The organism is Bifidobacterium sp. M0353 (genome assembly GCF_016100645.1).
Classification (GTDB): Bacteria; Actinomycetota; Actinomycetes; order Actinomycetales; family Bifidobacteriaceae; genus Bombiscardovia; species Bombiscardovia choladohabitans.
Map to the genome: position 1 here is coordinate 288213 of NZ_JACFSB010000002.1, position 13958 is coordinate 302170.

The 13958-nt window shown below is 61.8% G+C and carries 11 protein-coding genes; 5 read left to right on the forward strand and 6 right to left on the reverse strand.

Annotated features, from left to right (window positions below; translation table 11 throughout):
* Positions 1-191: 191 nt before the first annotated feature.
* The 4 genes from H3V04_RS06775 to H3V04_RS06790 all read left to right on the forward strand — a co-directional run bounded on the left by H3V04_RS06775 (position 192) and on the right by H3V04_RS06790 (position 4732).
* Complete coding sequence (locus H3V04_RS06775) at positions 192-404, forward strand: hypothetical protein (protein ID WP_198187675.1); 213 nt, start codon at positions 192-194, stop codon at positions 402-404.
* A 32-nt stretch (positions 405-436) separates the two neighbouring features.
* The gene (locus H3V04_RS06780) at positions 437-2866 is read left to right on the forward strand and encodes a glycoside hydrolase family 3 C-terminal domain-containing protein (protein WP_198187677.1); all 2430 of its coding nucleotides are present in this window, start codon (positions 437-439) and stop codon (positions 2864-2866) included.
* Positions 2859-3530, forward strand: coding sequence for a hypothetical protein (locus H3V04_RS06785; RefSeq protein ID WP_198187679.1), 672 nt, complete (start codon positions 2859-2861; stop codon positions 3528-3530). Before H3V04_RS06780 ends, H3V04_RS06785 begins: the two co-directional genes overlap by 8 nt.
* 152 nt (positions 3531-3682) lie before the next feature.
* The gene (locus H3V04_RS06790) at positions 3683-4732 is read left to right on the forward strand and encodes a glycosyltransferase family A protein (RefSeq protein WP_198187681.1); all 1050 of its coding nucleotides are present in this window, start codon (positions 3683-3685) and stop codon (positions 4730-4732) included.
* Here the strand turns inward: H3V04_RS06790 and H3V04_RS06795 are convergent.
* The 3 genes from H3V04_RS06795 to H3V04_RS06805 form a co-directional block, all read right to left on the reverse strand.
* Positions 4696-6063 carry a sensor histidine kinase gene (locus H3V04_RS06795; RefSeq protein ID WP_198187683.1) on the reverse strand — a complete coding sequence of 456 codons (1368 nt, stop codon included), beginning with the start codon at positions 6061-6063 and terminating at the stop codon, positions 4696-4698. The two genes, H3V04_RS06790 and H3V04_RS06795, sit on opposite strands and share 37 nt — an antisense overlap.
* Positions 6060-6770, reverse strand: coding sequence for a LytTR family DNA-binding domain-containing protein (locus H3V04_RS06800; protein ID WP_198187685.1), 711 nt, complete (start codon positions 6768-6770; stop codon positions 6060-6062). The genes H3V04_RS06795 and H3V04_RS06800 overlap by 4 nt, the downstream gene beginning before the upstream one ends.
* Before the next feature lie 119 nt (positions 6771-6889).
* On the reverse strand, positions 6890-8248 hold the full coding sequence (locus H3V04_RS06805; RefSeq protein ID WP_029678391.1) for an MFS transporter: 1359 nt from the start codon (positions 8246-8248) through the stop codon (positions 6890-6892).
* Between the two features lie 211 nt (positions 8249-8459).
* Here H3V04_RS06805 and H3V04_RS06810 point away from each other — a divergent pair, with 211 nt between their 5' ends.
* Positions 8460-9413, forward strand: coding sequence for a DMT family transporter (locus tag H3V04_RS06810; protein ID WP_198187687.1), 954 nt, complete (start codon positions 8460-8462; stop codon positions 9411-9413).
* Here the strand turns inward: H3V04_RS06810 and H3V04_RS06815 are convergent.
* The 3 genes from H3V04_RS06815 to gyrA all read right to left on the reverse strand — a co-directional run bounded on the left by H3V04_RS06815 (position 9359) and on the right by gyrA (position 13891).
* On the reverse strand, positions 9359-10474 hold the full coding sequence (locus H3V04_RS06815; RefSeq protein ID WP_198187689.1) for a VanZ family protein: 1116 nt from the start codon (positions 10472-10474) through the stop codon (positions 9359-9361). The two genes, H3V04_RS06810 and H3V04_RS06815, sit on opposite strands and share 55 nt — an antisense overlap.
* Positions 10475-10532: 58 nt before the next feature.
* Positions 10533-11159 carry a DUF3566 domain-containing protein gene (locus H3V04_RS06820; protein WP_198178471.1) on the reverse strand — a complete coding sequence of 209 codons (627 nt, stop codon included), beginning with the start codon at positions 11157-11159 and terminating at the stop codon, positions 10533-10535.
* A 104-nt stretch (positions 11160-11263) separates the two neighbouring features.
* A complete protein-coding gene (gene gyrA, locus H3V04_RS06825; protein ID WP_373564712.1) occupies positions 11264-13891 on the reverse strand; it encodes a DNA gyrase subunit A in 2628 nt (875 codons plus the stop codon).
* Positions 13892-13958 lie beyond the last annotated feature (67 nt).

Consider the following 13958-nt stretch of genomic DNA (forward strand, 5'->3'; position numbering starts at 1 on the left):
CCGTATAGGGTTGGACTCCAAAAGCGAAGCATTCCCAGACAATACTGGCAACTCGCGTTCTTACTTAACCTGGTCAATGGTCGCTTGCAAATGGCTTGCTCAATTCCGAAACCCAATTACTCAAACAGTGCACGGGATTGCATGTCTGCGTACCTGGCAAAACCAGCAAAAACAGCTGAAAATTTCTCTCTATGGAACAGCATTTCATGTTGGAGAAGGCGCTGCCAACAACCATTTATGCGCTCAATCGAACAGGTTGGTCTCAAAGTGCTGCACATGGAGGTGTAAACACCGATAATACAAACGAAGCAGAACCGAGCCTTTACCAGAAAACTTCGGTGTTTTCTGAACCTGAAGAGAATTTCGACACGGGTCTTGACCTCTCTGGGAGACTGGCCGGTTAACCACCGAAGGAGTCGTGGAGAGAGGGAACACTATGGAAGTCAAGGATCTGACAGTTCTGGAACGGGCATCGCTGCTCTCCGGAAAATCCACCTGGGCGACCCGAGCCTTGAAGAGGGCAGGCATCCCGAGCATGGTCCTAAGCGACGGCCCGCACGGCCTGCGCCGCCAGACCGGATCAGGGGACAACCTGGGCATGGGCAAGTCCAAGCCCGCCACCTGCTTCCCCACAGCGGGCACCGTGGCCTGCTCATGGGACCCGGGGTTGGCAAAGACCATGGGCCAGGCGCTGGGTAGAGAGGCCAGAAGCCTAGGCGTCAACATGGTTCTGGGTCCGGGCATGAACATCAAACGCAACCCCCTGTGCGGCAGAAACTTTGAATACTATTCCGAAGACCCCCAGGTGGCCGGTCGTATGGCTGCAGGCCTGATCGAAGGCATCCAGTCCCAGGGCGTGGCCGCCACCCCCAAACACTTCGCCATGAACAGCCAGGAGCTGCGGCGCCAGGCATCCGATTCCGTGGTGGACGAGCGCACCATGCGCGAGCTCTATCTGACCGGATTCGAGATCGCCGTGCGCCAGGCCCATCCCTGGGCCATCATGACCTCATACAACATGGTCAACGGCACCTATGCCAACGAGAATCCCCACCTGCTCAAGGACATCCTGCGCAAGGAGTGGGGCTTCGACGGAATGGTGGTCTCGGATTGGGGCGGCTCCAACAGTGCGGTCGCCGCAGCCGCCAATGGCTCCTCCCTGGAGATGCCCCAGGCCGGATACGACTCCGTGCGACAGGTCGCCAAGGCCGTGCAGGAGGGCCGCCTGGACGAAGCCGACCTGAATGCCCGGGCCGAAGAGGTGGCACGGCTGGCCAAGCTGACCTACCACTCTGACATGGACCCCGATGGGAACCTGACCGCGGACCAGATACGGGACCACCATCAGGTGGCGAGGAGCATCGCCGAGGGATCCGCCGTCCTTCTGATCAATCGGAAGGGACGCCTGCCACTGGCCGCCGGCACCCGGGTCGCCCTGGTCGGGGATATGGCCGAAACCCCAAGATTCCAAGGATCCGGATCCTCAAAGGTCAACGCAGCCAAGCAGGAGAGCATGCTGGACCTGCTCAGGCAGGACAACGGCGATGGCCTGGAGCTGGCCTCCTACAGCCAGGGCTACGAACGCCATGGCGAGAAGAACCAATCTTTGATCGACCAGGCCGTGGCTGCGGCTGACCAGGCTGACGTGATCGTCGCCTGCGTGGGCCTGGATGAGCGCAGTGAATCCGAGGGCCTGGACCGTTCCCACATGGACATTCCCGGCAACCAGGTCGACCTGATCAAGGCCCTGGGCGCGACGGACAAGCCCCTGGTGGTCGTCCTGGTGGCGGGCTCCCCCGTCACCACCGACTGGATCGACCAGTGCGATGCCGTTCTCTATATAGGACTGTCCGGGCAGGCTGGGGCCTCAGCCACCCTGAACATCCTGACGGGCCGGGTCAACCCCTCCGGCCACCTTGCGGAAACCTGGCCCAAGTCCTATGCCGACTGCCCCAGCGCCGACTGGTACCCCGATCCAGCGCATGAGTCGATCTACCTGGAGGGTCCCTTCGTCGGCTACCGCTACTACCTGACCGCCGAGGTGGAGGAACGCTTCCCCTTCGGCTACGGCCTGTCTTACGCACACTTCGCCTACGCCGATCTGACCGTGGACGACAAGGGGGTCACCTTCACCCTGACTAATGATTCGGACAGGCAGGGGGCCACCGTTCCCCAGCTCTACGTCCAGGCGCCCAAGGGTGGCGTGCTCAGACCAGTCCGCGAGCTGAAGGGCTTCAAGAAGGTCAGCCTGGAGGCCGGCCAGTCAACCCAGGTCCGCATCGACTTCGACCAGACGACCTTCCGGCACTTCGATACGGCCAGCAACTCCTGGCAGGTCGAGTCCGGCGACTGGACCATCATGATCGGCTCCAACGCGCGCAAGATGGAACTAAGTGGACATCTGAGAGTCCAAGGCACCGTCGATCCGCAGGGTCCCGACCCTGCCCTCGGCGCCTATCTGACCGGCCGGGTCAAGGAGGTCGACGATGCCGCTGTGACAGCACTCTTCGGCCACCCGGTGGTCCGACAGGGCGCCGTCAGCACCTTCGGCGTCAACGATCCGCTCTCGTCCTGGAAGGACTCCAGAAGCGCCGTGGCCAGGTTCGTGGCCAACTTCCTGGCCAAGAGCGAGAGCCGCCACGAGGCCAAGACCGGCAACCCCGACCTGAACACCCTCTTCCTGCTCAACATGCCCCCCAGGGCCATGGCCAAGATGACCAACGGGCTGATCGACACGGCCATGGTCGAGGCCATCGTGCGCATCCCCAATGGCCACCTATGGCGGGGGCTGGGCGGATTCATCGCCGGATTCTTCAGGAACATGTCCGCCAACCGCAAGACCGGAAAGGAGCTCAATCATGAGTGATCAGCACAGCCAGCAGGCCGGACAGCCGGCCCAGGGGAAGGCGACGACGGCCTCGCAGTGGGCGATTGTCCGCTGGTGGCGGCGGTTCAGCGACCGGCACACCACCCTGGCCCAGTTCATCGTCTTCTTCATCCTGTCCAACGGGGTCACCGTACTGCAGCTGGTGCTCATGCCCGTGCTCAAGGCCATCTTCAACGGCACCTCCCTGGTCGGCACCAACTTCCAGATCTGGCGCATGGGGACCGTCGGCGGCAAGCCCTACTACCTGTTCGACTACGCGGCCGGATCCATCGGCCACGGCGGCGGGGGCGGCCTGGCCTACTTCCTCGCGGTGGAGATCACCCTGCTGATCGCCCAGGTCATCAACTTCTTCCTCCAGCGCAACATCACCTTCAAGTCCAACTCCTCGGTCTGGAAAGCGGCCTTCTGGTACCTGGTGGCCTATGTGATCATCACCATCATCGCGGCGGCGCTGCAGGGCTGGTACAAGGACCCCATCTACGGCTTCTTCCAGCACACCCTGAACTGGGGCAGCCTGGGGACCACCATTGCTGATCTGGTCACCATGATCATCAACTCGGCCATCTCCTTCTGGGTCTTCTTCCCCATCTTCAAGGTCATCTTCCGTCAGGAGCCCACCGAATCCGAGACGAGCGCCCAGTAAAATTCCGGCCCCACTCCCCCGGCTGTCAATGAACCGGCATGCATCGGCATCCAGAGGGGCGGGGCCTTTTCCTCAAACCCATCATGTACAGTGGTCGCATACAACGGCCGCCGACATACCCGCCGACCCATTCTTTTGCGAAGTGATCGTTCATGACAGCTGACCGCCCGGCCTCCACGAGCCCGCTCGTTCTCACTTTCATCGTCCCTGCCTATAACATGGCCCGGCATCTGCCGACCTGCCTGGATTCGCTTCTAAGCCGGGAGGGGGACGATCTGGAGGTCATCGTGGTCGATGACGGTTCCACCGATGACACAGCGCAGGTGGTGCGGTCATACCGGGAACGCCACCCGCACACTCTCCGTCTGATCAGCCAGACCAACAAGGGCCATGGCGGCGCAGTCAACACGGGTCTGGCAGCTGCCAGGGGCCGCTATGTCAAGGTGGTCGATGCCGACGACTGGGTGGACCCGACATCCCTGGGCCTGGTTCTGGATCAGTTGCGCGACCAGTCGCGACGTACGAATCCGGTGGACATGGTGGTCACCAACTACGTCTACGAGAAGGAAGGCCGCAAGCATAAGCGGGTCATCAACTTCCGCAGCGTCATGGATCCGGGGCGGGTGCTGGACTGGAACCACCTGCGGCGGTTCGGACTGGCCCAGTACATGATCATGCACGCCCTGATCCTGCGCACCGAGGTGCTCCGTCAGGCCCATACCCGCCTGCCCGAGCACACCTACTACGTGGACTTCATCTACTCCTATCAGCCCCTGCCCTGGGTACACACCCTGCTCTACCTGGACACGAATTTCTACCGCTATCACACCGGTCGACAGGGCCAGTCGGTGCAGACCTCGATCATGATCGCCCGTGTTTCACAACTGCTGCTGGTCAACGGGCTCATGGCGGATTCAACTCCTGACCCGGGGACGGTTCCCCGTGGACTCTATCGTTATATGATCCACTATTTGTCCATCAACTGCGTAGTGACCTCGGTCTTCCTGATCCTCTCTCGCAAACCCAGCAACTACCGGAACAAGGACATGCTCTGGCGAAGGCTGGAGCACCGCTCCCCCGTCATCGCTTCCGACGTGCGCTCCACCCTGCTCTGTCGGATAATCAACATGCCGGGCCGGCCGGGCCGCCTGGCCATCCGTCTGGGCTATAAGGTCGCCGATGCCGCCATGGGCTTCAACTGATCGCCCTCCCTCGGCAGGAGCACACAGAGGCTGAACCAGTGATGCTCGGTACGTAGGGTTATCTCGCCCTGGTAACGATGGGCTATGTGCCGGATGGACTTGACCCCGTATCCATGCAGGCCACCGTCTGTCCTGGTCTTGGTGGTGGCCAATTCGCCGTTGCCCTTCCAATTCAGAGGCGAGGCGAAATAGTTTTCGATGCGAATCACCACGAATTGTCCCCGGGCGTACAGAGCCACTTTGATTAGGCGGCGGTCGGGCTCCTTGACCTTCCTCAAAGCCTCGATGGCATTGTCCAAGGCGTTGCCGAAGAGGGTGGAGACATCCATGGGCGACATCCCCTCCAAGAGCGAGCCGTCGGCCACCATGGTCAGGGTGATCCCCTCTTCCGAGCAGATGCGCTCCTTGGTCGACATGACCACATCAAGGATGGGGTTGCCGGTATGCTGCTGCGACCCGTACCGCCCGACCGCAGCCTCCAGCTCCTCGAAGTCCTGGGACTTGCGCTCAGGGTCCATCTGCGAACGCAGGGCGGCAATCTGATGCTTGAGGTCGTGGGCAAGCCTGCCCATGGCCTCCAGATTCTCCTTGGAGCGCATATACTCCCGATGCTGGCTGTAGGCCCGGGCGTTGATTGAGGCCAGCTCGGCGCTGGCATGGCTCTCCCGCAGCTGCTCCTGCTGGGCGTAGAGCATGGCGAACCCACACAGGTCCACAAGGGTGCGGATGTAGAAAATCTCCAGGCCGACCCGACCCGAGAAGGGGGTGTTGGTGGAGACGAAGCTCAGATTGGACATGGCGAAGGTGACCACCGCAATGACCGCGGCCATGAAGACGCTGCGTCCAGGCACCGATGGCTGTGCATCGGCGAAGTTGCGCCGCTCCGCCACCCAGGCCAGCAGCCCTACGCCACCATAGATCAGCACCAACAGGATCAGGGAGGCCGGGTCGTACAGGCTGTGGCTGGCAGGCCGCATGAAAGAGTCCAGCTGCCAGTGCAGGGAGGCAACCAGTTCAGCCAGGACGAAGGCACGGGCCAGCAGATAAGCCCCATCCAACGCGCCCACCCCTGAAGCCAGCATGATGATGGCATACATGCAGGCCACGGCCAGGCACATGCTGATGATCCAGAAGGCGATAGGGAGGGTGCCGGCCCAGTATTGAACGACAACCAGCACGGCCAGACCAGGCAGAAGGACCGCCGCCATCCGAAGGCGGGAGATTCTCGGCCCGATGGCCAACAGATAGACCAGGCAACCCAGCCATTCGCTGATGGCCGTATAGAGCCGGGGTATGTCGGGCAGGGCGTTGAGGATGTGGGTGGTGGTCATGGCCGACCTGCCACGTAGGCGGTTAGAGCCGTCATAAAGGATTTCTTGCGGGGTCGGCTGACCCGCAGCCGCTGACCGGTGGACATAATGCAGTCCTGGTCCTCCATGCCCGTCACATGGGCCAGATTGACCAGGTAGCAGGAGTTGGATCGGAAGAATCCCCGCTGGTCCAGCTGGCCCTCCAGACTCTTCAAGGTGCTGTTCGTGGTCAGCGAGGAGCCCAAGGTATGGATGACGCTGCTGTGGCGGACGGATTCGATGAAGACGATGTCCTTGAGGGGAATCCGGGTGGATCGTGCGCCCTCGGTAATCAGGATGGACAGGTCCACGCGGCCGCGCACCTGGGCGATGGACCGGTCCAGCTCCTGGGAGAAGGCGAACCAGGGCAGGGGCTTGAGCAGGTAGGAGAGTGCGCCCACCTCATAGCCGTTGATGGCGTACTGGGGGGCGGAGGTGATGAAGACGATGACCACCGACTCATCATGGGCGCGCACTCTGCGGGCCACCTCAATCCCGTCCATGGGGGTCATCTGAATGTCCAGAAGAAGGATGTCATACACGGGTCGATAGCCGTCCGCAAAGGCCTTGCCATCGGTGAAGACGCTGACCGACAGCTCTTCCTGGCGTTCCTTGCGGTAGCGGCTCAGGTAATTGACCATGGTCCGGCAGCTGATGGAATCATCATCCACCACTGCGATTCTGATCATCCTGGCGCACACTCCTTACCCCGGCGGCCGAAGACCCATGGCCGTCGTTATCACCGTTCTTCCATGATATCGGAGATGTCCGCATGGCAGACTCCGCTTTCCCGAAGCCGAACTCGGACTCAGTGAGTCTCAACCACCCGTGCGGTCTTGTAGCGCTCGGCCCGGGTCAGAATCAGGAAGCAGATGATTCCCAGCAGGGCAGATACGGCAATAATGCCAAAGCCCACGTTCCAACCCGATTTGCCCACGAGCGCACCGATCCCGTAGGAGGCAGTGGCTTCGCCGAATATGTAGCCGAACAGGCCTACAAACCCGGTAGTACTGCCAATGGCAAAACGCGGCGCCAGATCGATGGTCAGAGCGGCGATCAGCATCTGCGGTCCGTAGACGAAGATGCCCATCAGGGCTATCTCCAGGTCAATGGCCCAAAGGTCACTGGAAGCCCAGTAGCCCAGGAAGACGACCCCCAACAGGGCCATCAGACCTGCGGCCATGCCGGCGCGCTTGCCGTGGAAAAAGTGGTCGCTCATCCAGCCGATCAGGATGGTCCCCGGGATGGCCGCATACTCGAAGAGCGCGAAGCTGGAGCGCGCCTGAGCAAGGGAGAACCCTTTGGCTTCGTTCAGGTAGATGGGAATCCAGTTGAGCACGCCATAGCGCAGAATGTAAACGAAGGCATTGGACAAGGCCAGGACCCAAATGTAGGGGTTGGAGGCCACATACCGTAGGAAAATCTGCACAATGGACAGGTCGGAATGGGTCTGAAGCTTGGCGGCATCAATATTCTCGTCCTCATATTCCTCGGCCTTGTACTCCTGGATGGGCGGCAGGCCTACCGACTCGGGGGTATCGGCTCCCAGCAGCACAACCAGCAGGGCCATAATAAGCGAGATGATCGAGGGGACGAAGAAGATGCTCTTCCACATGTGAGGCCCGAAGGCGGCCAGGGCTACGCCCACAATAGGCGCCACAGTGCCCGAGCCCAGATTGTGGGAGGTGTTCCACATAGACACGAAGGAGCCGCGCTCTTTCTCAGCCCACCAGTTGGACAGCGACTTGTGGGCAGCAGGCGCCCCCATGCCCTGGAAAATACCCAGCAGGACCATGAGCACCATCATGACCCCCTTGCTGGCCGTGGCCCCAAAAATCAGGTTGAGCAGGGCAGACAGGACCAGTCCGGTGGCGATGTAGTAACGAGGGTTGGATTTGTCGGATAGCATGCCCATGACGAACTTGCTGATGCCGTAGGAGACGGCCAGGCAGAGCGTAATCAGTCCGATGTCCGCCGTCGTGAAGCCATAGTTGCGCTTAAGGTAGGGGGAGGCCACAGAGAAGTTGGAGCGGATGATGTAGTACCCTGCATATCCTAGGTAGATGCTGAAGAATACCCGTATGCGATAGGAACGATAAGTCGCAGGAATCTTCTTTTCGGGAACCTTCACCTTGGCAGGAGGGGCTGGTTTGAGAAAAGCAAACATAGTTTGAACTACTCTCTCTCTTTCCTTTTGTAATCAATCGGTCTGCACGCCTATGTGCACAGACTTGACACTGGAACTGCTCAGTCCAGACGCCACATTCGCAGTATAGGACGCCTTGGTGGAACAAGTCGGCATAGGACTCGATAGTCGGATGCATACATGTCTTGCGAATCAATTCTCACTTGTGGACGGGAACGGTTAGAGTCGAAACATGTCTACCTCCGCACCCTCTTCGTCCTGGAAACCCTCCACCTGGCTGGCCCGCCTGATGCTGCTGATGGCCGCGGCCGCCTGGGGAGCCGGATACACCTTCGAAAAGGTTGCCATGGAGACCCTGACCGTGCGCTGGCTGATGGGCATTCGAATCCTGTGCGCCATCGTCATCATGACGCCTTTTCTGTTGCCTCGGCTGCGCAGGACCGGGGCCATACACACCCTGGTGCCGGGACTGATTCTTGGGGTCAGCTACTGGGCGGCCTTCAGCCTGCAGATGATGGGGCTGACCACCATTGCTCCGGGCCGCAACTCCTTCCTGACGGCCACCTACTGCATCTTTGTACCCTTCCTGGTCTGGATCATGGCCCGTCGACGGCCGGCCCTGCGCCACTTCGTCGCTGCCGGCATCTGCATCCTGGGCGTGGCTCTGATCTCGCTGCCGGCCCAAGGCGGGGGACAGGGGCTGTCCTTGAGCACCGGCGACCTGCTGACCCTGGCCGGTGCCCTACTCTACGGGGTCAACCTGGTCATCACCGGCTTCCTGACCAAGAAGTTCGATGCCCCCACGCTGACCTACCTGGAGCTGCTCTTCGGCGGCATCCTCTTCCTGGTCTGTGCGCTGATCTTCGATTCCTTCCCCACTGCGGCCGACTTCACGCCCTCAACCCTGGGCTCCATGATTTATCTGACGCTGATCTCGACCCTGATGGCCCAGAACTTCCAGAACATCGCCTTCTCCAGGGTCCCCGCCGCCCAGGGTTCGCTGATCCTGTGCTCAGAGAGCCTGTTCGGCATGATGGTCTCGGTCCTGGTCCTGCACGAGGAGCTGACGGCCACCCATCTGCTGGGCTTCGCCATCATCTTCGCCGCCATCATCCTGTCCGAGGTCAGGCTTCACCCCCGCCGGTCGTCGGGGGATTCCTCCGCACCTGTGTCCTCCTCCCGGTAGGCTGTCCCGGGCAGGAGGTCGTAGGGCATCTGCCGCTTGATCAGATAGAAGACCAGCAGGAGCAGGGCCAGGATACGCGTTGCAATCTGAACGTTGCCGGTCCAGGGGCCAAAAACGGCCAGGATGATTGCGGTCCGGAACAGATAGAAGAAGAAGCGGGACCAGCCATGCCGCTGCTTGGTCTCGATAGTCATGTGGGTGAAGGTGGCACCCAGCGTCCGTCCCCGGCGGGGCAGGGGAATAAGCAATTCGAAGATCAGCAGCATGACCAGGTCAACTACGGTCCCGAACACATCCAGAGCGGATGTGGCGATCAGCAGCCCGCCAAAGCGGTAGTGACCGTCCAGCTGATAGGTGCCCAAGCGATGGACCACATAGGTCACGCCCATCCCCAGAGACATGGACAGGATGGTGGCCAGGAGCAGATCCAAAGCCAGGGAGACGGCACGGTGTATGAACCCGGGGTTGGTGACCAACTGGGCGGCGTCAGCCTGACGGGTGGGAACGAGTTTGTTGGCCGCCATGGCCACCAGGTAGCCGATTATGGCGCCTGAGGTATTCCAGATCAGGTCGTCTACGTCGAAGAGGCGATAGGCGCAGCCCACGATGCCGAAGACCCCGGTCAGCTGGGCCGTCTCAATGAAGAGGGAGACCAGGATGGCGACCGGCAGGGCCAGGATGAAGCGCCAGCGGAAGACCCGCCCCATAATGAAGCCCAGGGGCAGGAAGAAAGCCACATTGAGCAGAATCTGCAGCATGGCCATCCGTCCGCCTGTGCTCAGGTCGGTTAGGAACTGCAGGGGGTTGAGCTGGGGAGTCAGATGATGGGTGGCACAGAAGGCGGCACGATCGTCGGGCATGGGCCAGAGGGTGAAGAAGACCAAGGCCAGCAGGTATAAGACGGTCAGGTAGGCCGCCATGGCTGCGGTCAGCCGCAGCCGGTGGTAGCGGTTGTAAATCAGGGCAAGGATGGGCAGGGTCAGAATCAGCGAGGCAAGGGGCCAAAAGACCAGAGATATGCCGAAGGAGCCGCTGAAATAGTCCAAGTACGTCGAGAGCATAATTCCAGTCTAAAACGCTCCCGGGTCTATCGGCCGATTGACTGCGCCCAGCAGGTGTTCAGTCGTCGCCCAAGGTCACGTGGATGCCGCCCACCAGGGAGCTGACCAGGTTGTACAGGAAGGCGAAAATGGTGACCAGAACCACTACTATGACAATCTCGAAAATGGAGAAGATGGTCACCGAACTCAGGACCGTCCCCAGACTCAGCACCTGGCCCAGATCGAAACCACCCGCGTCCAGACCTGTCTTGGAAATGACCTGGGTCAGGTTGTCGAAGAGCCCCATGGCGTTGAGCAGGAACCAGAGCAGGGCAGCGGCCACCACTTGTATGATGCCCCCGGCGATGGCCAGCAGGAAGGTGACCTTGGCCACCGACCAGGGCTCCAACCGGGTCAGGGACAGCTGCATGCGCCGGGCCCGAGGCACGTGGGGACGCGCCGCCGAAGCCGAAGCCACAGGCCGGACAGGACGGGATGAGGATACCTTGACCGGACCGGCAGCCGAGGCTGTGGTTCTTGCTGAACGTCCCGATGCCGTCCTGCCGGCTGCAGGAGCCGGGGGAGTGACCGATGATGACCGACGGGACTCGCCCTGTGCGGATTCATCAGCCTTGGTCTTCCCCTTTTGGGACTTACCAGCACCCTGCTTGCCGGCCTTGACCTGCTCCTGATCATCCTGGCTCATCGGCACTCCTTGATCCTTGCGTTCAATGGCCCGCGCATACCGCCGCTGGGCCTGCATGACTTCTTATGAGGCTACCAGTCTTGTCAGACTGGTAGCGGACCAACTCAGTCCTCCTGGGTCAGGCTCTGGCCGTCGCCGGTTCCGGTGGTGGCGATGGGCTGATCCTTGGCTGCCAGGGGAGCGGCGGGAGCCAGGTCACTCTGACCGGCGTCCCCTTCCTGGTCGTCACGTTCGGCATTACGGGCGATGGAGAGAATCTCGTCGCCCTTGTCGGGCTTGGCCAGGGTGACCCCCTGGGTGTTGCGACCGGTCCGCTTGACCTCGGCCACGTCGGAACGGATGACCTTGCCGGACTTCATGATGGCCATGATCTGGTCGTCCTCGTTCACCACCAGGGCGCCGACCAGGGATCCCCGGCCCTCCACCATGGCGATGGCCTTGACGCCGTAGCCGTTGCGGCCCTGCAGGCGGTACTCGCTCAGGGCGGTTCGCTTGGCAAAGCCCTCGTCGGTGACCACCAGCAGGTCATCCTCGGACTCACTGGCGATTACGTCCATGCTCAGCAACTCGTCGCCGGGGCGGAACCGCATGCCCTGGACACCGGCGGTCTGCCGACCCATGGGCCTCAGGGTGGAGTCATCGGCCGGGAAGCGCACACTCATGCCCTTGCGGGAAACCAGAATGATCTCGTCATCGGCATTGCAGAGGGCGGCACCCACCAGCTCGTCGCTCTGGGGCACCTCCTGTCCCTCCTCGTCGGTAACGGTACCCAGCTCCATCAGCCGCACGGCGATCAGACCACCCTGGCGGGGCGAATCATACTCAGCCAGGCGGGTCTTCTTGACCCGTCCGGTTCGGGTGGCCAGAACCAAATAGTCGGCATCGTCGTAGCCGTGTAGGGAAAGGACCTGTTCGATCCGCTCGCCCGGGCCCAGCTGGAGCAGATTGGCCACATGCTGCCCCTTGGAGTCGCGGGAACCCTCAGGCAGTTCATAGGCCTTGAGCCGGTACACCCGGCCCTTGTTGGTGAAGAAGAGCAGCCAGTTGTGGGTGCTGGTCAGGAAGAAGTGGTCCACCACATCGTCCTCGCGCAATCTGGCCCCGCGGATGCCCTTGCCGCCGCGGTGCTGGGCCCGGTACTCGTCGGCCTTGGTCCGCTTGACGAAGCCGGAGTGGGTGACGGTGACCACCACCTGCTCATCGGCGATCAGATCCTCCACGTTCATCTCGCCCGAGTAGGGGACGATCCGGGTACGACGCTCATCGCCGTACTTGTCGACGATCTCGTCCAGCTCGTCGCCCACGATGGTGCGCTGGCGCTCGGGATGGGCCAGGATGTCGTTGTAGTCGGCGATCTTGCGCATGAGATCCTCGTGCTCGTCCAGGATCTTCTGCCGTTCCAGGGCTGCCAGACGACGCAGCTGCATGGCCAGGATGGCATCGGCCTGGACCTCGTCCACGTCCAGCAGCTCCATCAGACCGGTACGGGCCGTCTCCACATCCTTGGAGGCGCGGATCAGGGCGATGACCTGGTCGATCATGTCCAAAGCCTTCAGATAACCCTGCAGGATGTGGTCTCGGTCCTCGGCCTCACGCTTCAGATAGCGGGTGCGCCGCTCGACCACGTCCAGCTGGTGGTCAACCCAGTGGCGGATGAAGGCGTCCAGGCTCAGGGTCCTGGGGACCCCGTCCACCAGAGCCAGCATGTTGGCCCCGAATGTCTGCTGAAGCTGGGTGTGCTTGTAGAGGTTGTTGAGGACCACCTTGGGCACGGCATCGCGCTTGAGCACCAGGACCAGACGCTGGCCGGTGCGGCCCGAGGTCTCGTCGCGCATATCGGCGATGCCCTGGATCTTGCCGTCGCGCACGGCCTCGCGGATGGAGGAGGCCAGCCGGTCGGGGTTGACCTGGTAGGGCAGCTCGGTGACCACCAGGCACATCCTCCCACGGATCTCCTCGGTGTTGACCACTGCCCGCATGGTGATGAGCCCGCGTCCGGTCCGGTAGGCCTGCTCGATGCCCTTGTGACCCAGAATGGTGGCGCCGGTGGGGAAGTCGGGCCCTTTGATGATGGCGATCAGGGCGTTGAGCAACTCCTCCTTGGAAGCCTCGGGATGCTCCAGGGCCCAGTGCACGCCCTTGGCCACCTCACGCAGGTTGTGCGGAGGGATGTTGGTGGCCATGCCCACGGCGATGCCTGCCGACCCGTTGACCAGCAGGTTGGGGAAGCGGGAGGGCAGAACCGTGGGCTCCTGGGTCTTGCCGTCGTAGTTGGGGATGAAGTCGACCGTGTCCTTGTCGATGTCTCGCACCATCTCCATGGCCAGGGGGGCCATGCGGCACTCGGTGTACCTCATGGCGGCCGCCGGGTCGTCGCCTGGAGAGCCGAAGTTGCCCTGGCCGTCCACCAGCGGATAGCGCATGGACCAGGACTGGGCCAGACGCACGATGGTGTCGTAGATGGCCGAATCGCCGTGGGGGTGGTACTTGCCCATGACGTCGCCCACCACGCGCGAGCACTTGTTGTAGCCGCGATCGGGCCGGTATCCGCCGTCGTACATGGCGTAGATGACCCTGCGGTGGACCGGCTTCATGCCGTCGCGGACATCGGGCAGGGCCCGCTCCACGATCACGGACAGGGCATAGGACAGGTAGGATTCCCGCATCTCCTGCTGGAGATCAATGGGCTGAATCCGTTCGCCCTTGAGGAGGCCGTAATCGGTGTTGTCCATCTCCTGGGGGCTGAGCGGCTCGCGAGACCCGTCGGGCAGGTTGAGGCCGTCCTGGTCCGGACTGTTG

Bases quoted from the DNA above. Each gene is read 5' to 3' on its own strand.
- H3V04_RS06775 (WP_198187675.1), top strand. From the start codon at position 192: ATGGAACAGCATTTCATGTTGGAGAAGGCGCTGCCAACAACCATTTAT.
- H3V04_RS06780 (WP_198187677.1), top strand. From the start codon at position 437: ATGGAAGTCAAGGATCTGACAGTTCTGGAACGGGCATCGCTGCTCTCC.
- H3V04_RS06785 (WP_198187679.1), top strand. From the start codon at position 2,859: ATGAGTGATCAGCACAGCCAGCAGGCCGGACAGCCGGCCCAGGGGAAG.
- H3V04_RS06790 (WP_198187681.1), top strand. From the start codon at position 3,683: ATGACAGCTGACCGCCCGGCCTCCACGAGCCCGCTCGTTCTCACTTTC.
- H3V04_RS06795 (WP_198187683.1), bottom strand. From the start codon at position 6,063: ATGACCACCACCCACATCCTCAACGCCCTGCCCGACATACCCCGGCTC.
- H3V04_RS06800 (WP_198187685.1), bottom strand. From the start codon at position 6,770: ATGATCAGAATCGCAGTGGTGGATGATGATTCCATCAGCTGCCGGACC.
- H3V04_RS06805 (WP_029678391.1), bottom strand. From the start codon at position 8,248: ATGTTTGCTTTTCTCAAACCAGCCCCTCCTGCCAAGGTGAAGGTTCCC.
- H3V04_RS06810 (WP_198187687.1), top strand. From the start codon at position 8,460: ATGTCTACCTCCGCACCCTCTTCGTCCTGGAAACCCTCCACCTGGCTG.
- H3V04_RS06815 (WP_198187689.1), bottom strand. From the start codon at position 10,474: ATGCTCTCGACGTACTTGGACTATTTCAGCGGCTCCTTCGGCATATCT.
- H3V04_RS06820 (WP_198178471.1), bottom strand. From the start codon at position 11,159: ATGAGCCAGGATGATCAGGAGCAGGTCAAGGCCGGCAAGCAGGGTGCT.
- gyrA (WP_373564712.1), bottom strand. From the start codon at position 13,891: ATGGACAACACCGATTACGGCCTCCTCAAGGGCGAACGGATTCAGCCC.